Genomic DNA, 18,707 nt, shown 5'->3' on the forward strand with positions numbered 1-18,707 from the left:
GCCCCCCATGTCCGCTACGCTCGAACTCCTGGCCCCGTTTGACGGGCCGTCCGTGCCGCTGAGCCGTGCGCCCGATCCGGTATTCGCCGGTTTGATGATGGGCGACGGCCTGGCGATCGAGCCGATGTCCGGCACCCTGCTGGCGCCCTGTGACGGCGTGGTGGCGCAATTGGCGCGCACCGGCCACGCCTTGACCTTGCGCGCGGCCAACGGCGCTGAAGTGCTGATCCACATCGGCATCGATACCGTCAAGCTGGAGGGCGAGGGCTTCAAGCCGTTGATCAAGGCCGGCGACGCAGTCAGTCAGGGCCAGCCCCTGATCGAAGTGGACCTGGACGCAGTGGCGCGGCGCGCGCCGTCCTTGCTGACCATGGTGGTGATCGCCAACGGCGAGGCTTACGCATTGGAAAGCCGGGCCGAGGGCTGGCAGCAGGCCGGGCAAAGCGTGTTTCTGACACTGTCCGGCGGCGCGGCCGTAGACGATCTTCCCAGCGCCAGTGGCGCGGAAAGCCGCGGTCAGGCCACGGTGCGCCACGCCGGCGGCCTGCACGCGCGGCCGGCGGCGCTGGTGCAGAACGCGGCGCGTCAATACCGTTCCAGCGTACGGGTGGAATTCAACGGTCAGGCCGCCAATGCCCGCAGCGTAGTGGCGCTGATGGGGCTGGGGGTGGCCGAGGACGACGATGTGGCGGTGTTGGCGCAGGGCGAGGACGCCGCTGCGGCCGCGGCGGCGGTGATCGCCGCGCTGCAAACCCGCACAGAGTCCGGCCATGGCGCGCCCGCGCCCTTGGCCAGCGCCTCGGCGCGTTCGCTGCCGGCCGGCTGGATAGGCGGCGTTTGCGCGGCGCCGGGCCTGGCCATCGGCCAGGTGGTGCGCCTCGACGCCTTCGAACCGCAAGTGGCGGAGTTCGCGGTCAATGCGGATAGCGAGCGCGATCAGCTGAACCGCGCGCTGACCGAGGTCAGCGCCGGCATCGCCGCCGCCATCGACGACGCGCTGCGGCGCGGCCAAACCTCGCAGAGCGACATTTTCTCCGCCCATCTGGCGCTGGTGGACGATCCGGAATTACGGGGCGCGGCGGAACGAGACATCGCCGCCGGCCACAGCGCCGGCTACGCCTTCCGCCAAGCGGTGCGGGCGCAGTGCCGGGTGTTGTCCAGCCTGGGCAGCCCCTTGCTGGCCGAACGGGTGGCCGATCTCAAAGACATTGAACGTCAGGTGCTGAAAGCCTTGTTGGGCGATGCGCAGAGCGAGCCTGAATTGTATCCGGCCTCCATCCTGGTGGCCGAAGATCTGGCGCCCTCCGAACTGACCCGGCTGCCGCGCGAGCGGGTGGCCGGCATACTGTCCGCCGCCGGCGGCGCCTCCGGTCATGTGGCCATTCTGGCGCGCGCGCTAGGCATTCCGGCCCTGGTGGCTTGCGGGCCGCAGGTGTTGCGTCTGGACGCCGGCAGCGAAGTGCTGCTGGATGCGAGCCAAGGCGGCTGTGATCCGGCGCCGGCCGCCGCCTCGCTGGCCGCCGCCAGGCAGGCGATGGCGGAGCGAGAGCGCCGCCGCGCCGATATGCGGGCCGACGCCGACGGCGCCGCGGTGACACTGGATGGCGTGCGCGTTGAAGTCGCCGCCAATATCGCCAATGAAGAGGACGCGCGCGAAGCGGTGCGCCACGGCGCCGACAGCGTGGGTCTGTTGCGCACCGAGTTCCTGTTCATTGATCGTCGGGACGCGCCGGACCGCTACGAGCAGGCCAACGCCTATCAGGCGGTGCTGGACGAATTGCAGGGCCGCGTCGCCATCATCCGCACGCTGGATGTGGGCGGAGACAAGGAAGTGCCCTATCTGATCTTGCCGCCGGAACCTAACCCGGCGCTGGGCCTGCGCGGCATCCGTACCGGCTTCGCCCATCCGGAGATGCTGGATGAACAACTGCGCGCGCTGCTGATGCTGCGCCCGCTATCCCTGTTGCGCATCTTGGTGCCGATGATCGCCGACGTTGGCGAACTGCGGCGTTTGCGTCGGCGCATAGACTCGCTGGCCGAGGAAATGGGGCTGAGCGAACGGCCGCAGCTGGGCGTGATGGTGGAAGTGCCGTCCGCCGCCCTGCTGGCCGACCAACTCGCCGCCGAGGCGGACTTCTTGTCCATCGGCACCAATGATCTGACTCAATACACGCTGGCGATGGACCGTTGCAACGCCTCGCTGGCGGCCAGCCTGGACGCAATGCATCCGGCGCTGCTGCGGCTGATAGAACGCACGGTAGCCGGCGCCAGCCTGCACGGCAAATGGGTGGGCGTGTGCGGCGCCTTGGCGTCGGACCCGCTGGCCACGCCGGTGCTGATCGGCCTCGGCGTGGCCGAACTGTCGGTCAGCCCTGGCCTGGTGCCGGAGATCAAGGCCAGGGTGAGGGCGCTGGATCAGCAGGCTTGCCTCAAGCGCGTCGAGCAGCTGTTGAGGCTGGATTCCGCCGCCGAAGTGCGCGCGCAGGCCGCCGAATGGTGGCCGGAGGCCTGACCGGTCCGGCGCGCAAGGCCGTTAAAGGTTTTTGAGGTGATTTTGAAGTAATCGCATGCCGCGGGGACACGCGGCAGCGAGCGGCACAGACACACAAGAAGGTAGCAGCCTGGAGCGCCATGCCCCCATCGGCGTCCATACACTGGGAGACGAGACGTGAGTACCTCTGACAATAAATTCGCTGGCATTCAGCAGCTGGGCCGAGCCCTGATGCTGCCGATCGCCGTTTTGCCCGTGGCCGGCCTGCTGCTGCGCCTGGGCCAGCCGGACCTGCTCAACATCAAGATGATGGCTCAGGCAGGCGACGCCATCTTCGGCAATCTGGCGTTGATCTTCGCCATCGGCGTGGCCGTGGGCTTCGCCAAAGACAACAACGGCACCTCCGGCCTGGCCGGCGCCATTGGCTATCTGGTGATCACCGCGGTACTCAAGGTGATAGACGAGAAGCTCAATATGGGCGTGCTGTCCGGCATTCTGTCCGGCCTGGTGGCCGGCGCGCTGTACAACCGTTACAAGGACATCAAGCTGCCCAGCTACCTGGCCTTCTTTGGCGGCAAGCGTTTTGTGCCCATTGTCACCGGCTTCTCCATGCTGCTGCTGGGCGCGGTGCTGGGCTATGTCTGGATGCCGGTGCAGGTCGGCATCGATAGCGTTGGCCGCTGGCTGATCGGCGCCGGCGAGATCGGCGTTTTCGTCTACGGCGTGCTCAACCGCGTGCTCATCGTCACCGGCCTGCACCACATTCTCAACACCATCGTCTGGTTCCAGGTGGGCGATTTCGCCGCCGCCGCCGGCAAGGTGGTGCACGGGGACCTGACCCGCTTCTTCGCCGGCGACAAGACGGCCGGCATGTTCATGTCCGGTTTCTTCCCGGTGATGATGTTCGGCCTGCCGGCCGCCTGCCTGGCGATGTACCGCACAGCCAAGCCGGAGAACAAGCAAGCCGTCGGCGGTCTGCTGTTCTCGATGGCGCTGACCGCGATGCTGACCGGCGTCACCGAGCCGGTGGAGTTCGCCTTCATGTTCCTGGCGCCGGCGCTGTACGCCATCCACGCGGTGTTGACCGGCCTGGCCATGGCCTTGATGCACGCGCTCAACATCAAGCTAGGTTTCGGCTTCTCCGCCGGTCTGTTCGACTACATGCTGAACTTCGGCTTGTCCACCAACCCCTTGCTGTTGGTCCCGGTGGGCATCGGCTACTTCGCGCTCTACTACGTGTTGTTCGTGTTCTTCATCAAGAAATTCGATCTGAAGACCCCTGGCCGCGAAGACGCGATGGTGACTGTGGCGGCGGTGGCGGCCGGCAGTGAACGCGCGCGCGCCTTTATCGCCGCGCTGGGCGGCGCCGCCAACCTGAAATCGGTGGATGCCTGCACCACCCGTTTGCGCTTGCAAGTGGCCAGCAACGACAAAGTGAGCGAGGCCGCGCTGAAGGCGTTGGGCTCGCGCGGCCTGATCAAGCCGGCGGCCGGCAGCGTGCAAGTCGTGCTGGGGCCGGAGGCGGATCTGATTGCCGACGAAATCCGCGTTGCGCTGGGCGCCGCTGAAACCGCGGCCGCCGTTAAAACGAGCGAGGCGGCGCCGGCGCGGGCCTTGGGCGAAGTGGTGGGCATTGATCGCGAACGCTGGCTGACGGCGCTGGGCGGGGCGGACAATGTGCGCAAGGTGGAAGCCGTGGCCGGCAGCCGCTTGCGGGTGGAAGTGGCCGACGCGGCCCTGGTGGATCAGGCGGCCTTGCAGCAGTTGGGCGCCAGCGGCGTTACCGCCTTTTCCGGCACGCTATTGCATATAGTATTGAATAGCGACGCCGGCGATTACGCCGCCGTATTGCAGGGCTGAGGCGCTGTTCGATGCCGGGCGACGGCCGGCGGAATTTGACGCACGGCAAGTTTGGTCGGAATTTCCGCACTGGCGATGTTGGTAATTCGCCCACTACTTATGTAGCGAGTTGATTACAAGCCGAATCAGGCGGACAGTGGTGGCGCAGGGCACGGGAAGATGACCTTGCGCCATTTCAACTTGGAGGATGCATCATGACGTTGCGAGTTGCTATCAATGGTTACGGCCGCATCGGCCGCATGATTGTGCGTGCATGGCAAGAGCGCTATGCCGATCAGGACATCGAGATTGTCGCCATCAACGATCTGGCCTCGCCGGAGCTGCATGAACACCTGACCCGCTACGACAGCGTGCATGGCCCGTTCGCCGCGTCCGTGGCGTTGGACGGCGACCACCTGGTGGTCAACGGCAAGAAGATCAAGCTGCTGGCCATCCGCAACCCGGCCGAGCTGCCGTGGAAAGAATTGAACGTGGACGTGGTGATGGAATGCACCGGTTTGTTCACCACTCGCGAAAAAGCCGGCGCCCATCTGCAGGCGGGCGCCAAAAAAGTGCTGATCTCCGCTCCTGGCGGCGAAGGCGTGGATGCCACCGTGGTGTACGGCGTCAACCATCAGCAGTTGAGCAGCGCGATGACCATCGTGTCCAACGCCTCCTGCACCACCAACTGTCTGGCTCCGATGGTGCAGCCCTTGATCGACACCATCGGCATCGAGCGCGGCCTGATGACCACGGTGCACGCCTACACCAACGACCAAGTGTTGCTGGACACCGATCACAAGGATCTGCGTCGCGCCCGTTCCGCCGCCGTGTCCATGATCCCGACCAAAACCGGCGCCGCCGCCGCGGTGGGCCTGGTGTTGCCTCAGTTGAAAGGCAAGCTGGACGGTTTCGCCGTGCGCGTGCCGGTGAGCAATGTCTCGCTGGTGGATCTGACCTTCACCGCCGGCCGAGACACCACCAAGGAAGAAGTGAATCAGCTGATCAGCGACGCCGCCAAGGGGCCGCTCAAGGGCGTGCTTGGCGTCAACACGCTGCCGCTGGTGTCCTGCGACTTCCTGCACAACCCGGCGTCCAGCACCTTCGACGCCACGCTGACCCGCGTCATCGGCGGCCGCGAAGTCAAAGTGCTGGCCTGGTACGACAATGAGTGGGGCTTCTCCAACCGCATGATCGATACAGCAGTGGCCTGGCAGGCCGCCAAGTAAGCGCCGACAGGCGTTCCGCTCTTTCAAACGGACAGGCTTGCCTGTCCGTTTTTCATTGTCAGGCCCAAAACCGCGCCGGATTATTCGTCCTGTTGCAAATCCGGCAGCCGCGGCGGCACTGGAACCTCGATCACGATAGAAGTCTTGGTGTCGCCAAACTGCATCAGCCGCGCGATCAGCGCCTGCAGGGTGGGCATATTGTCCACCACCACCTTCATCATCAGTCCGCTGGTGCCGGTCACCGACATGCATTCGATGATCTCCGGCATGGTGCGGATTTCTTCTATCACCGCGAAGTACTCCAGGTGTTTGACCGTCAGCTCTATCATGCAGCAGATGGGCATGCCCACCTTGTTGGGATCGATGGTGGCGCGGTAGCCGGTGATCACGCCGCCGCGCTCCAATTTGCTCACCCGGTCCGCCACCGCCGGCGGCGACAGATTCACCCTTCGGGCCAGCTCCGCGAAGCTGATGCGGGCGTTTTCATGTAGCGCGGCGATGATTTTTCTATCAAATTTATCCATGTTTCGATTGTAAGGAAATATGACGAAACAAACATATAAAATAAGGTGAAATGGCTTAAAATCCAATCAACCATCTAATCAAAACGCCTGTTTGCTACGTAAAATGCTGGCCGTATCAGGGTTGGCCGCACTGTCCCGCGGCTCGCCTGTCCAGATCCGTTGCGGATGAGAATTGTCCCAAAACGCTCTCATTTGAAACTGTCCTGGTGATCTCTTTGTCCCTGGTCTCTAGTCAGATCAAATCTGTATTGACGACGACCATTCCGGGCCTGTTCACAGCAACAGGTCCGTTTTTTTTTGGTTTCAGCGGCGTCTACGGCTGGCGCGTTAAAATAATCTGCGCCAAAGTGGGAAAGTTTGACGAAATGTCATATTTTTGTAATCACCCGTTTTTATCCTTGCCACACACTCAAACGGGAATGGATCAACCATGCCAGCCAATATCTTGCTTGTTGAAGACGAACCGGCAATCCAGGAGCTGATTGCCTTCAACCTGGCGCAGGCCGGCCACCATGTGTTGCGAGCCAGCACCGCCGAAGCGGCGCTGACGCTGGTGCGCAACGCGCTGCCGGATCTGGTGCTGCTGGACTGGATGCTGCCGGGCGCCAGCGGCGTGGACATCGCCAAGCGCTTGCGCGCGGACGAGCGAACCCGCCACGTGCCCATCATCATGTTGACCGCTCGCTCGGACGAGCAGGACAAGATCACAGGCCTGGAAACCGGCGCCGACGACTACATCACCAAGCCGTTCTCGCCGCGCGAACTGCTGGCGCGCATCAAAGCGGTGCTGCGCCGTCGCGCGCCGCAGATGACCGACGACGCGGTGGACGTGCAAGGCTTGCGGCTGGATCCGGTCACCCACCGCGTCACCGGCAACGGCGGCGTCATTGATCTGGGCCCCACCGAATTCCGCCTGCTGCACTTCTTCATGACCCATCCCGAGCGCGTGCATTCGCGCTCCCAGTTGCTGGACCAGGTGTGGGGCGATCATGTGTTCGTGGAAGAGCGCACCGTGGACGTGCACATCCGCCGGCTGCGCAGCGCGTTGGAGGGCTCTGGCCACGACGCGCTGATCCAGACCGTACGCGGCACTGGTTACCGCTTCTCCACCCAGCAGTGAGGCCTGATGCCTGAATTTCTGAAACGCACGCTGGCCTCGCTGCTGGCGACCGCCGTCATTGGCCTGGGCTTCTGGCTGGGATCGTCGGCGGAAGACGGACTGATCGCGGTGGCCATCTGCCTGGGCGGCTGGCTGGCCTTCAATCTCTACCATGTCGCGTTGTTGTTGCGCTGGCTGCAGCGGCCGACCCCGGAGCGGGTGCCGGACGGTTTCGGCGTCTGGCACACCATCTTCATGACCCTGTACCGCACCACCCGCACCCAGAGCCAGAGCCAGAAAAAGCTCACTCACGCGCTGGAGCGTTTCATCAACGCCGGCGAGGCGATGCCGGACGGGGTGGTGGTGCTGGACGAGCATGACCGCATCGAATGGATCAACCCGATGGCGGTGGAGCATCTGGGCCTGGACCGCAAGCGGGATGTCGGCAATCAGATCCTCAACCTGATTCGCCAGCCGGCCTTTCACGCCTATATGAACGAGGCGCGCTTCAGCCAACCGCTGGTGCTCAATTTCGTGCAGCCGCGCGAACTGGTGATCTCGCTGCAGATGGTCCCTTTCGATTCCACCCGCAAATTGCTGCTGACCCGCGACATCACCCAGTTGGAACGGGTGCAAACCGTGCACAAGGATTTCGTCGCCAACGTCTCGCACGAGCTGCGCACGCCGCTGACCGTGGTGGGCGGCTTTCTGGAGACGCTGGGCGATCTGCCGCAGGTGGACGACGCCACCTTCCGCCAGTTTCTGCCGATGATGCTGGAGCAATCGCGGCGCATGCAAAGCCTGGTTGAAGATCTGTTGACCCTGTCCAAGCTGGAGAATAGCCCCAAGGCGACGGTATCGGAAAAAGTGGACATGCAGGACATGTTGGACACGCTGATGGTGGAGGCCGAAGGCCTGTCCCATGGCCGCCATCAGGTCAAGCTGGACCGGCACAGCGACGCCTGGCTGTGGGGCAGTCCGCAAGAGCTGCATTCGGCCTTTGGCAATCTGGTATCCAATGCGGTGCGCTACACGCCGGAAGGCGGCTGCATCACGCTGAGCTGGAGAGAAGAGGGCGAGCAGCTGCGCTTCTCCGTGGCGGATACCGGCATCGGTATTCCGCGCGAGCATATTCCGCGGTTGACGGAGCGCTTCTACCGGGTGGACCGCGGCCGTTCGCGCGGCAGCGGCGGCACTGGTCTTGGGCTCGCCATCGTCAAGCACGTGCTGGCCCGCCATCACGCCCGGCTGGAGATCAAAAGCGAGCCGGACAAGGGCAGCGTGTTCTCCGCGGTGTTCCCGCGCGACCGCCGCAGCGGCTCGCAAGCGGCCTGAGCGCCGCGTCGCTGGGGCCGCATGCGGCGTATTCTTGCAAGCTTGGGCCGGCGCTCTTGGCGCGCCGCTCCAAGCGGGTTAGGATGTCCGTTTCAGCCCGCCGATTTTAGAACCTGTTCAAAGTCTGCCGCGCTTCGGCGATACGACGTTGAAATCCGCTTCGAAATGCTCATGTACCGTATGTGCAATTCGCTTCCTCGGGTCTTGTCTTGCCATTGTGCGCGAGACTCTGAACAGGCTCTATGGCGCGGCAGCCACCGGCCGGCTCGGCGACGCCGGGCCCGTCCCGACTTTATTCTGGATCGTTCCACCATGAATCGACTGCAATCCATCCGCCCGTTCGGCCAGCGCATCTGGCTGGACAATCTTTCCCGCGAACTGATCGCCTCCGGCGAACTGGCGCGCCTGCTGGCCGACGACGGCATCGCCGGCGTGACCTCCAACCCGGCGATCTTCTACAAGGCGATCAGCGGCGACGCCAGCTACCAGGCCGACCTGGCCCGTCTGAAAGCGGACGCCGGCTTGTCGGCCGAGGCGCGCTACGAAGCGCTGGTGGTGCCGGACATCCAGGCCGCCTGCGACTTGCTGCGCGGCCAATACGATGCCAGCCAGGGCAACGACGGCTACGTCAGCCTGGAAGTGTCGCCGGAGCTGTCCAACGACGAGGCCGGGACTCTCGCCGCGGCGCGGCGCTTGTGGGCGGAAATCGCCCGTCCCAACGCCATGATCAAGATCCCGGCCACCGCCGCCGGCATCCGTGCCTTCCAGACGCTGACCCGCGAAGGCGTCAACGTCAACATCACCCTGCTGTTCTCGCTGCCGCAAGTGGAAGCGGTGTGGGACGCCTACATCGCCGGCCTGTCCGCTCGTCACGCCGACGGCAAGGACGTGTCCGGCGTCAAGGCGGTGGCCAGCTTCTTCCTGTCCCGCGTCGACAGCCTGCTGGACCCGCAAGTGGCGGAGGCCCACAAGGGCAAAGTGGCCATCGCGCTGTCCAAGGCTGCTTACGCTCGCTATCTCGAGCGCTTCCACGGCGCCGAGTTCGCCGCGTTGAAAGCCGCCGGCGCCCGTCCGCAATACCTGCTGTGGGCGTCCACAGGCACCAAGAACGCCGCCTACTCGGACGTGCTTTACGTGGAGAGCCTGATCGGTGATGAAACCGTCAATACCGTGCCGGACGGCACGCTGGCGGCCTTCCGCGACCACGGCCAGGCGGCGTTGACGTTGCCGGAAGGCATGGACGAGGCGCAGACCCTGTTGCACGCGGTGGGCGCGTCCGGCGTGGATCTGGCCGCCGCCGGCGAGAAGCTGCAGCAGGACGGCTTGAAGCTGTTCGAGGACGCGTTCGAGCAGTTGCTGAAGCTGACCGCCTGAGATCGTAAACAGGTTCTGAGAACCGGATTACGATCTGCTGCGCGTCGGCGATACAGCGTTGAAAGCGGCTTCAAAATGCTCATGTACCGTGTGTACACTCCGCTTTTTCAGCCGTTTTCGCCTTGTCTCGCTCTTGCTCGCGAGATCGTAAACAGGTTCTGAGTGCGCAAAGATAAAAAGGCTGACCGCGCTGGTCAGCCTTTTTTTTTGCGTTTGCGGCCGGGCGGCGGTAGCCGTTTAGGCGGCTTGCTGTATCCGGCGCGCCGCCATGCGCTGCCCGGCGGCGCTCATCTCCTCGGCGCTGATGGCGGAGGCGGCGGTGGGAAACAGCCAGCTTTCCTCGGCGGCGGCGTGTTCGCGGTACTGGCGAGCGAACTCCTCCAACTCGTTGCGGCTGATGCTGTGAATCTTGCCGTCGCGCAGCGCCAGAAGATCGTCGCGAATGGCGTTCCAGCAGGAATGCAGATATCCGTGTTCTGCGCTCAGTTGCTCCAGCCGGGAGGCGGCGGTGGGCACCCGCTCCAGAATCAGCGGGAACAACTCGTCCTCCTCGTCGCTGTGATGGGCGGGACCGGCCAGGTCGAAGTAGCGGACCACGCCGTCTATCGTGTTGCGTGCGGCCTCGTTGACGCCGTGCTGCTCGATGTAGGAGGGCAGTTGATCCAGTTGGTCGCAGAAGCGGCGAATCTTGTCGTGGCAGGCTTGCAGCATTTCCAGCGGCTGCTCGAAGCTGGGCGCGGCGGCGCTGCTCAAGGTGTCCAGGGTCAGCATCGGCGTTCTCCTGTAGTGGGTGACGGGCTGCATTCTGCGGCATGGCGCGGGCGGCGGCCATGATCCGGCTCAAGCCAACGCGCGCCGACGGCTTCGCGGGAGCGGTAGAATGCCGAGGCTTGGCTGCCCCGGTTGTTCTTGATACCCCGCTGGCGGGCAGAAAACAAGTGAGATATTGGACTGTTCCGATGACTAGAATGTTGCGCGCGCAAGCGCAGTGCCGCAGGAGGTTGGATGCAAGCCCCGTTTGAAGTGAAACGCCTGGATTTGAGCGACGCGGCGTTGGCCGCTCGCGTCTTGAGCCTGCAGTTGGCCGCCCACCGCTTGGAGGCGGAATGGCTGTCTTATCCGCATCTGCCAGTGATGTGGACCGACCTTGCCGCTGCGCAGGCCTGCGCCGACGCGGTTTGGGGCGCGTTCGAGGGCGAGAGCCTGCGCGGGGTGCTGGTGGCCTCGCGCCGCGAGGATGGCGGGCTGCATATCGAAAGAGTCGTGGTGGATCCGCAACAGTTGCGCGCCGGCTGGGGCTACCGCTTGCTGAACCGGGCGCTGGTGGGCGAGAGCGAGGTCAGCGTCGATACCGCCGAGGTCAATATCGCCGCGTTGTCTTTGTATCGCAAGGCCGGCTTCGTCGCCGAGCAGCGCTGGTCCACGCCGGACGGCTTGATGCTGTGGCGTCTGAATTATCAGCCGGCCCCGCCGCCGGCTTTCCAGCTATTGGAGGACGGCTGGCTGGACGGCGCGCGCTGGATACCGTCGCCCAATCACGACGAACGCGGCGAGGACATGGCGCCGGAACTGCTGGTGATCCACAACATCAGCCTCCCTCCGTATCGCTACGGCGGGTTGGGCGTGGAGCAGTTGTTCCAGAATAGGCTGAACCCGGACGAGCACCCGTTCTACGCCGAAATCCAGCATTTGCGCGTGTCTTCCCATTTCTTCATCCGCCGTTCCGGCGAGCTGCAGCAGTTTGTGCCTGTGACGCGGCGCGCTTGGCATGCCGGCGTGTCCAATTGGCGAGGGCGCGAACGCTGCAACGATTTTTCCATTGGAGTGGAGCTGGAAGGCTGCGATTTCGAGCCGTTCAGCGAGGCGCAATACCAGACGCTGCAAGCCTTGGCGCTGGAGTTGCGGCGCAGGCTGCCGCTTAGCGCCATCATCGGTCACGAGCACATCGCGCCGGGGCGCAAGACGGATCCCGGACCGTTTTTCGATTGGGCGAGGGCGGAGGCCGACAGCGGTCTGTCGCGTTAGAGTAAAGCCAGCCGCGAAAAAGCCGGACGGGCAAGGCCGGTCCGGCTTGTGAGCGAGGCGAGGAGGCTTCGCGTCTGTTCAAAGTCTGGCGAGCTAGAGCTCGACTTGCGCGCCCAGCTCCACCACCCGGTTGGTGGGCACCTGGAAGAAGTCGGTGGCGCGCATCGCGTTCTTGCTCATCCACACAAACAGCTTTTCGCGCAGGCGCGACATGCCCGGACGCTCGGTGGACACGATGGTCTCGCGCGACAGGAAGAAGGAGGTGTCCATCAGCTCGAAAGCCAGACCCTGGGCAGTGCAATCTTCCAGCACCTGCAGTACGTTCGGATCTTCCTTGAAGCCGTAGCGAGCCACCACGCGCCAGAACGAGGCCGACATCTGCACGATTTCCAGCCGTTCCTCCGCCGCTACATAGGGCACGTCCTCGGTGCGCACCGTCATCAACACCACTCGCTCATGCAGCACCTTGTTGTGCTTGAGGTTGTGCAGCAGCGCGTGCGGCACGCCATGCAGGGTGCTGGTCAGGAACACCGCGGTGCCCTGCACCCGCGTCGGCGGGTAGGCTTCCAGGTTTTCGATGAAGCTGTCCAGCGGCAGCGCTTGGTCGCGCAGGCGGGTGAACAGCAGCTCGCGGCCCTGCTTCCAGGTGCTCATCAGCGTGAAGATCACCATGCCCAGCACCAGCGGCAACCAGCCGCCGTCGGCCACTTTGTGGATGTTGGCGCTAAAGAAGCCCAGATCTATGGTGGCGAACATCAGGGTAACGCCCAGCGCCAGCGGCAGGGGCCAGCGCCAGTTGACCCTGGCCACCACGAAGAACAGGCAAGTGGTGATCAGCATGGTGCCGGTGACGGCGATGCCGTAGGCGGCGGCCAGGCTGGACGAGGTTTTGAAGGTCAGCACCACCACCATCACCGCGATCAGCAAAGCCCAGTTGATGAAGGGCATGTAGATCTGGCCGATCTCTTTTTCCGAGGTGTGTTGCACCTCCAGCCGCGGGCAGTAGCCCAGCTGGATGGCTTGGCGGGTCAGCGAGTAGGCGCCCGAAATCACCGCTTGCGACGCGATCACCGTGGCCAGCGTCGCCATGACGATCAAGGGCAGCAGCGCCCAATCCGGCGCCAGCAGGAAGAAGGGGTTTTTGATGGCGGCCGGGTTTTGCATCAGCAGCGCGCCCTGACCGAAATAATTCAGCGCCAGGCCAGGCAGCACCAGGCTGAACCAGGCGCGGCGGATCGGCGAGCTGCCGAAATGGCCCATGTCGGCGTATAGCGCCTCGGCACCGGTCAGCGCCAGCACCACCGAGCCCAGGGTCAGGAAGGAGCCCCAGCCGTTGTGGCCGATGAAGTGCAGCGCGTGATAGGGATTGAGCGCCTGCAGCACCTGTGGAGCTTGCACGATCTGATGCAGGCCCAGCAGGCCCAGAACGGAAAACCAGATCAGCATGATGGGGCCGAACAGCAGACCGACGCTGGCGGTGCCGAAGCGTTGCAGCAGGAACAGGCCGGTCAGCACGCCGATGGCCATCGGCAACACATAGCTTTCCATCGCCGGTGAAATCAGCTCCATGCCTTCCGCCGCGGACAAGACCGACACCGCCGGAGTGATAATGGCATCGCCGTAGAACAGCGCCGCGCCGAACAGCCCCAGCAGTACGATCTTCCAACGCGCGGCGTGGGTGGTGTAATGGCGGGCCAGCGCCATCAGCGCCATGATGCCGCCTTCGCCGCGGTTGTCGGCGCGCAGCACGAAAGCCACGTATTTGATGGAAACCACGAAAATCAGCGACCAGAAGATCAGCGACAAAATGCCGAAGATGTTTTCAGGCGTGGTGGGGATGCCCTGGCCGGTGAAGCATTCGCGCAGGGTATACAGCGGGCTGGTGCCGATATCGCCGTATACCACGCCCAAGGCGGCCAGGGTCAGGCCTGCCATGGCCTGTTTGTTGTGATCCTGCATATGCATCCAATGGAATTGTTCGTCACCGTATATTGCTGCACAGCAATATCGATGGTTCTTGAGCGCGCAGATTACTCCAGAGGTCAGGGTAAGCCAAGCAAAGGCCGCGCAAGAGCCGAGATGTGTTCTCGTAAAACGACAGAATCCGGGCTGTCCGCTTGCGCGGCGGGCGCATCTGGAGTAGCCGGCGGGAGGCGGGACACGCATCTTTATAGCGCAAAACGGCGATGCCGGCGCAAGGCTTGGCCGCGAGGCGCGGCAAACGCTACAATCAAGCCCTCATTACACCGTATTACCAAGGACGCATCATGCGCGCATCGCAGTTTTTCATTTCCACCCTGAAGGAAGCCCCCGCCGACGCCGACATCGCCAGCCAGAAGCTGATGATGCGCGCCGGCTTCATCCGCAAAGTGGCCGCCGGCATTTACTCCTGGATGCCGATGGGCCTGCGCAGCGTGCGCAAGGTGGAAAACATCGTGCGCGAAGAGATGAACCGCGCGGGCGCGATCGAAGTCAGCCTGCCGGTGGTGCAGCCGGCCGGCTTGTGGCAGGAAACCGGCCGCTGGGACAAAATGGGCGAGGAGCTGCTGCGCTTCAAGGACCGTCACGAGCGCGACTTCGCCTTGCAGCCCACCGCGGAGGAACTGATCACCGACATCGCCCGCAACGAGCTGCGCAGCTACCGCGCGCTGCCCAAGAATTTCTTCCAGATCCAAACCAAGTTCCGCGACGAGCGCCGCCCGCGCTTCGGCGTGATGCGCGGCCGCGAGTTCACGATGAAGGACGCTTACTCCTTCGACCGCAGCGCCGAAGCCGCCGGCGTCAGCTACGACAATATGTACGCCGCTTACTGCCGCATCTTCGACCGCCTGGGCCTGAGCTACCGCGCCGTCGCCGCCGACACCGGCGCGATCGGCGGCGACCGTTCGCATGAATTCCAGGTGATCGCCGACACCGGCGAGGACGCCATCGTCTACTGCCCGGACTCCGACTACGCCGCCAACATCGAACTGGCCGAAGCCGTGGCGCCGGCCGGCGAGCGCGCGGCCGCCGGCGCGGCCATGACCAAGGTGCATACGCCCAAGGTCAAGACCATCGCCGACTTGGTGGACTTCCTGAAGGTCGACATCAAGCAAACCGTCAAAGCGGTAGTGGTGGACGGCGACGACGATCAGCCTGTGCTGCTGCTGGTGCGCGGCGATCATGAGCTGAACGAGGTCAAGGCCGAGAAAATCGCCGGCATCAAGGCGCCGCTGACCTTCGCCGCCCCCGGCGCGATCAAGGCCGCCTTCGGCGCCAATCCGGGTTCGCTGGGTCCGGTGGGCTTCAAGGGCCGCGTCATCGCCGACCGCACCGTCGCCAAGATGGCCGACATGATTACCGGCGCCAACGAGGACGACCAGCACTATACCGGCGTCAACTTCTGCCGCGATTGCGCGGAGCCGGAAGTGATGGATATCCGCAATGTGGTGGCCGGCGACGCCTCGCCGGACGGCAAGGGCGAGCTGGCGATCCAGCGCGGCATCGAAGTGGGCCATGTCTTCTATTTGGGCACCAAGTACTCGGAAGCGATGAACGCCACCTTCCTGGACGAGGACGGTAAACCCAAGCCGTTCGAAATGGGCTGCTACGGCATCGGCGTCACCCGCATCCTGGGCGCGGCCATCGAGCAGAACTTCGACGACAAGGGCATGATCTGGCCGGACGCCATCGCGCCGTTCACCGTGGTGATCTGCCCGGTGGGCTATGACCGCTCCGCCGAGGTGAAGGCCGCCGCCGACGCTTTGTACCAAGGCCTGCTGGCCAAGGGCGTGGACGTGATTCTGGACGACCGCGGCGAACGTCCGGGCGCGATGTTCGCCGATTGGGAGCTGATCGGCGCGCCGCATCGCGTCACCATTGGCGACCGCGGCCTGAAGGAAGGCAAGGTCGAGTACCAGCACCGTCGCGACACGGAGGCCAGCGCCCTGGCCGCGGATGCTATGCTGGAACAAGTGCTAGCCAAACTGGGGCTGTGACCGTCTTATGATCCGATCCGGCATCGTCGTATTGTTGGCCGCGCTGGCAGCGATGCCGGCGTGGGCCGGCGCGCAGAAGGAAGAGGCATTGGCCGCCAACGTCGCTTCCACCATGCGCCGTTCGGTGTCCGACGCCAACGCGCCGCGGCTGGTGTTTGACGACCAGCGCGAAGCCGACGCCTGGCTGGGTGAAATGTCCAGCCGGCTGGCCAAGCGGATTCCGGATAAATGGACGCGGGAGCGCCTGCTCACCGCCATCCATTACGAGGCCACCCGGGCCGGCCTGGACCCGCAACTGGTGCTGGGCCTGATCCAGGTGGAAAGCGGCTTCAACAAGTACGCGATCTCCGGCGCCGGCGCGCGCGGGCTGATGCAGGTGATGCCGTTCTGGGTGCGCAGCATAGGAAACGCGCAGCACAACCTGTTCGATCTCACCACCAATCTGCGCTACGGCTGCACCATTCTGCGTTACTACCTGGATATCGAGCGCGGCAATCTGTTTCGCGCGCTGGGCCGTTACAACGGCAGTCTGGGCCGGGCTGAATATCCCAACCTGGTGATGGGGGCCTGGAAAGGCCGCTGGCATTGGGTGGCGCCGCTGCCGGTGAAAACGGCGGCAGCGGGCGCGGCACCGCCACTGGTGCGCTGAAGCGCGGTTGTAAAAAAACCGGCTCTGGAATCCAGGCCGGTTTTTTTTTGTCCGCTCAGCGCGGCAACCTACAGGAGGGCGCGTGCATCTCAATCCTCCTGGGTCTGCAGCATTTTCTTCAGCAAGCGCGCCAGCGTGGCGCGTTCTTCCGCATCCAGCATCTCGATCAGTTCGGCCTCGGCCGACAGATGATTGCCGACGGCGTCCTCGATCACCTCGAAGCCCTTGGGCGTTAGCGTCACGATCACGCCGCGGCGGTCGGCCGGATCCGGCGAACGGGTCACCAAGCCGGCTTCTTCCAGCCGGTTGATGCGGTTGGTCAGCGCGCCGGAGGAGATCAGCACCATGCCCTGCAGTTGGTTGGGGGACAGCTGGAACGGTTCGCCGCCGCGGCGCAGCGCGGCGAGCACGTCGAACTCGCCGACATTCAGATTGTGGCGCGCCAAATCGTGCAGCACGCGGCGGGTGACGAAATACTCCATTCGCACAATGCGGCCGACCACTTCGGTGGAGGACGGGTCCAAGTCCGGGCGAACCTCGCGCCACAGGGCGACGATACGGTCAATCTGGTCTGGTGCTTGTTGCATCACTGACGGTTCCTGATGTGTGGGTGACAACTGGATGACTACCGGGCGCAGAGATTAGCACGGCTTGAAGTTAGTTTATCTTCATGTGAAATAATAGTCCCCAGTCATCACCCGCACCAGCGGGAATCATGCTTACTGACGCATGCTGACCGCCAGCCGGTTGAAGGCGTTCATCAGAGCAATGGCGAAGCTCAGATCGGCTACTTCCTCCGGGCTGAAGTGTTCCTGCAAGGGCAGGTAGTGCTGGTCCGGCGCTTGGGTGACGGCGATGTCGGTCAGCGACTCCGCCCATTCCAGCGCCGCGCGTTCGCGGGCGCTGTACAACTCGCTGACGCGCCAGCCGGCCAGGGAATCGATCCGTTCATTGCTTTCCCCCCTGGCGCGCAGGGCCGACGCGTGCATTTTCAGGCAGAAGGCGCAGCCGTTGATCTGGGACACGCGCAGATAAACCAGTTCGATCAAGGGCAGGCCCAGGCTGCTGTGTTGCAAGCTGGACTTGACGCTGGCCAGCCCTTGGTAGGCGGCGGGGGACAGTTGGGTGTAGGGCAGGCGCAGAGACATGGCAATTCCTTTCAAGAGAGGGAGTCGCAGCGACGAGCTGCGTAGCCAGTCTAGGCAAAAATCATTTATGTAAATAGACTTAAAATATCGAAATCAAATCCCAAAAATGAAATTATGCTGGATGATCTGCAGTTGTTTGTGAGCATTGTCGACGCCGGCAGCCTGAATGCCGCCGCCCGGCGGCTGGTCATACCCACCGCCACCCTGTCGCGGCGCTTGCAGGCGCTGGAGCGTGAGCTGGGTTGTCGTCTATTGCATCGCAGCGCGCGGCGGATGGAGCTGACGGCGGAAGGCGGGCAGTACTACGAGCAATGCCGGCCCTTACTGCAATCCCTGAGCCAGGCCGCCGCGACGCTGGCGGACTCGCTGCATCAGGTCAAGGGCGTGCTGCGGGTGCTGTCGCCGCTGAGTCTGGGCAACGACGTTCTGGTGCCGGTATGGCGGCGGATGCTGAAGGATTATCCGGACTTGCGCCTGGAACTGCATCTGAACAACGCTATCGACGATCTGCTCAGCGGCATGGCGGATTTGGCTTTGAGAGTGGGGGAGCAGCCGGACTCTAGTTTGAACCAGCGGAGACTAGGTTGGGTGCGAACCCTGTTGGTGGCCGCGCCGGCCTATCTGGCGAAGCAAGGCGAGCCGAGGACGCCGGGGGATCTGGCGCGTCACGCTTTGCTGGTGGCCGAGCCGTTTGAACGCTGGCATTTGCAGAGGAGGGACGATGGCGCAGCCTGGGAGTTGCCGCCGCCGCGGCTTCGGGTTAACGATATGCTGCTGCCGCGTCGCTTGGCGGAGGCCGGCGTGGGCATCGCCGTCTGTCCGCATAGTCTGTGCCATCGTCAGTTGGCGGAAGGCGGTTTACGACAGGTTTTGGCCGGTTGGGAAATGCCGGCTCAGCCGGTGTACGCGGTATGGCCGCAACGGCGTTATCCTCCGGCGCGGGTGCGCGTCTTGCTGGATGTTTTGGCGGAGTTTGCCGAGACGGAACCCTTGCTGTCCCGGTCAGCCGGGATTTAG

General features: G+C 64.0%; 15 protein-coding genes and 1 pseudogene. 11 read left to right on the forward strand and 5 right to left on the reverse strand.

Features of this window, described 5'->3' with window-relative positions; translation table 11 throughout:
- Window positions 1-7: 7 nt before the first annotated feature.
- The 3 genes from ptsP to gap all read left to right on the forward strand — a co-directional run bounded on the left by ptsP (window position 8) and on the right by gap (window position 5,559).
- Window positions 8-2,512, forward strand: coding sequence for a phosphoenolpyruvate--protein phosphotransferase (gene ptsP, locus MOV80_RS05485; RefSeq protein ID WP_249604891.1), 2,505 nt, complete (start codon window positions 8-10; stop codon window positions 2,510-2,512).
- 156 nt (window positions 2,513-2,668) lie between these two features.
- Window positions 2,669-4,351, forward strand: coding sequence for an N-acetylglucosamine-specific PTS transporter subunit IIBC (gene nagE, locus MOV80_RS05490; protein ID WP_249604892.1), 1,683 nt, complete (start codon window positions 2,669-2,671; stop codon window positions 4,349-4,351).
- Between the two features lie 194 nt (window positions 4,352-4,545).
- On the forward strand, window positions 4,546-5,559 hold the full coding sequence (gene gap, locus MOV80_RS05495; protein ID WP_019100281.1) for a type I glyceraldehyde-3-phosphate dehydrogenase: 1,014 nt from the start codon (window positions 4,546-4,548) through the stop codon (window positions 5,557-5,559).
- 80 nt (window positions 5,560-5,639) lie between these two features.
- Here the strand turns inward: gap and MOV80_RS05500 are convergent, their stop codons facing one another.
- Window positions 5,640-6,083, reverse strand: coding sequence for an Lrp/AsnC family transcriptional regulator (locus MOV80_RS05500; RefSeq protein WP_019100282.1), 444 nt, complete (start codon window positions 6,081-6,083; stop codon window positions 5,640-5,642).
- A gap of 430 nt (window positions 6,084-6,513) precedes the next feature.
- Between MOV80_RS05500 and phoB the strand changes: the two genes are divergently transcribed.
- From phoB to tal, 3 genes are all read left to right on the forward strand, one after another.
- A complete protein-coding gene (gene phoB / locus MOV80_RS05505; protein ID WP_249604893.1) occupies window positions 6,514-7,203 on the forward strand; it encodes a phosphate regulon transcriptional regulator PhoB in 690 nt (229 codons plus the stop codon).
- A 6-nt stretch (window positions 7,204-7,209) separates the two neighbouring features.
- Complete coding sequence (gene phoR / locus MOV80_RS05510) at window positions 7,210-8,517, forward strand: phosphate regulon sensor histidine kinase PhoR (RefSeq protein ID WP_019101331.1); 1,308 nt, start codon at window positions 7,210-7,212, stop codon at window positions 8,515-8,517.
- Window positions 8,518-8,829: 312 nt separating this feature from the next.
- The gene (gene tal / locus MOV80_RS05515; RefSeq protein ID WP_043589511.1) at window positions 8,830-9,891 is read left to right on the forward strand and encodes a transaldolase; all 1,062 of its coding nucleotides are present in this window, start codon (window positions 8,830-8,832) and stop codon (window positions 9,889-9,891) included.
- 237 nt (window positions 9,892-10,128) lie between these two features.
- On the opposite strand, the gene MOV80_RS05520 is transcribed toward tal, so the two are convergent.
- Entirely contained in the window at window positions 10,129-10,662 is a 534-nt protein-coding gene (locus MOV80_RS05520; protein WP_249604894.1) for a hemerythrin domain-containing protein, read from the reverse strand.
- A 363-nt stretch (window positions 10,663-11,025) separates the two neighbouring features.
- On the opposite strand from MOV80_RS05520, the pseudogene MOV80_RS05525 reads away from it, so the two are divergent.
- Window positions 11,026-11,322: pseudogene (locus MOV80_RS05525) on the forward strand (GNAT family N-acetyltransferase); the annotation flags it as partial.
- 6 nt (window positions 11,323-11,328) lie between these two features.
- Complete coding sequence (gene ampD / locus MOV80_RS05530; RefSeq protein WP_249604928.1) at window positions 11,329-11,916, forward strand: 1,6-anhydro-N-acetylmuramyl-L-alanine amidase AmpD; 588 nt, start codon at window positions 11,329-11,331, stop codon at window positions 11,914-11,916.
- Window positions 11,917-12,009: 93 nt separating this feature from the next.
- Here the strand turns inward: ampD and kup are convergent, their stop codons facing one another.
- Window positions 12,010-13,875: a low affinity potassium transporter Kup gene (gene kup / locus MOV80_RS05535; RefSeq protein WP_043589962.1), complete on the reverse strand. Its 1,866-nt coding sequence runs from the start codon at window positions 13,873-13,875 to the stop codon at window positions 12,010-12,012.
- A gap of 308 nt (window positions 13,876-14,183) precedes the next feature.
- On the opposite strand from kup, the gene MOV80_RS05540 reads away from it, so the two are divergent.
- Complete coding sequence (locus tag MOV80_RS05540; RefSeq protein WP_191186094.1) at window positions 14,184-15,893, forward strand: proline--tRNA ligase; 1,710 nt, start codon at window positions 14,184-14,186, stop codon at window positions 15,891-15,893.
- Between the two features lie 7 nt (window positions 15,894-15,900).
- Complete coding sequence (locus tag MOV80_RS05545) at window positions 15,901-16,542, forward strand: lytic transglycosylase domain-containing protein (RefSeq protein ID WP_043589513.1); 642 nt, start codon at window positions 15,901-15,903, stop codon at window positions 16,540-16,542.
- 89 nt (window positions 16,543-16,631) lie between these two features.
- Here the strand turns inward: MOV80_RS05545 and MOV80_RS05550 are convergent, their stop codons facing one another.
- Together MOV80_RS05550 and MOV80_RS05555 are read right to left on the reverse strand one after the other, a co-directional pair.
- On the reverse strand, window positions 16,632-17,129 hold the full coding sequence (locus tag MOV80_RS05550) for a MarR family transcriptional regulator (protein WP_043589515.1): 498 nt from the start codon (window positions 17,127-17,129) through the stop codon (window positions 16,632-16,634).
- 132 nt (window positions 17,130-17,261) lie between these two features.
- Window positions 17,262-17,690, reverse strand: coding sequence for a carboxymuconolactone decarboxylase family protein (locus tag MOV80_RS05555; protein WP_043589518.1), 429 nt, complete (start codon window positions 17,688-17,690; stop codon window positions 17,262-17,264).
- 114 nt (window positions 17,691-17,804) lie between these two features.
- Here MOV80_RS05555 and MOV80_RS05560 point away from each other — a divergent pair, with 114 nt between their 5' ends.
- A complete protein-coding gene (locus MOV80_RS05560; protein WP_019104146.1) occupies window positions 17,805-18,707 on the forward strand; it encodes a LysR family transcriptional regulator in 903 nt (300 codons plus the stop codon).

This window comes from Chromobacterium sp. IRSSSOUMB001, from assembly GCF_023507765.1.
Taxonomy (GTDB): domain Bacteria; phylum Pseudomonadota; class Gammaproteobacteria; order Burkholderiales; family Chromobacteriaceae; genus Chromobacterium; species Chromobacterium haemolyticum.

Excerpts from the sequence above, each read along its gene's own strand:
- tal (WP_043589511.1), top strand. The coding sequence starts at position 8,830 with ATGAATCGACTGCAATCCATCCGCCCGTTCGGCCAGCGCATCTGGCTG.
- MOV80_RS05545 (WP_043589513.1), top strand. The coding sequence starts at position 15,901 with ATGATCCGATCCGGCATCGTCGTATTGTTGGCCGCGCTGGCAGCGATG.
- ptsP (WP_249604891.1), top strand. The coding sequence starts at position 8 with ATGTCCGCTACGCTCGAACTCCTGGCCCCGTTTGACGGGCCGTCCGTG.
- MOV80_RS05550 (WP_043589515.1), bottom strand. The coding sequence starts at position 17,129 with ATGCAACAAGCACCAGACCAGATTGACCGTATCGTCGCCCTGTGGCGC.
- kup (WP_043589962.1), bottom strand. The coding sequence starts at position 13,875 with ATGCAGGATCACAACAAACAGGCCATGGCAGGCCTGACCCTGGCCGCC.
- MOV80_RS05540 (WP_191186094.1), top strand. The coding sequence starts at position 14,184 with ATGCGCGCATCGCAGTTTTTCATTTCCACCCTGAAGGAAGCCCCCGCC.
- MOV80_RS05520 (WP_249604894.1), bottom strand. The coding sequence starts at position 10,662 with ATGCTGACCCTGGACACCTTGAGCAGCGCCGCCGCGCCCAGCTTCGAG.
- gap (WP_019100281.1), top strand. The coding sequence starts at position 4,546 with ATGACGTTGCGAGTTGCTATCAATGGTTACGGCCGCATCGGCCGCATG.
- ampD (WP_249604928.1), top strand. The coding sequence starts at position 11,329 with ATGCTGTGGCGTCTGAATTATCAGCCGGCCCCGCCGCCGGCTTTCCAG.
- phoB (WP_249604893.1), top strand. The coding sequence starts at position 6,514 with ATGCCAGCCAATATCTTGCTTGTTGAAGACGAACCGGCAATCCAGGAG.
- MOV80_RS05500 (WP_019100282.1), bottom strand. The coding sequence starts at position 6,083 with ATGGATAAATTTGATAGAAAAATCATCGCCGCGCTACATGAAAACGCC.
- phoR (WP_019101331.1), top strand. The coding sequence starts at position 7,210 with ATGCCTGAATTTCTGAAACGCACGCTGGCCTCGCTGCTGGCGACCGCC.
- MOV80_RS05555 (WP_043589518.1), bottom strand. The coding sequence starts at position 17,690 with ATGTCTCTGCGCCTGCCCTACACCCAACTGTCCCCCGCCGCCTACCAA.
- MOV80_RS05560 (WP_019104146.1), top strand. The coding sequence starts at position 17,805 with ATGCTGGATGATCTGCAGTTGTTTGTGAGCATTGTCGACGCCGGCAGC.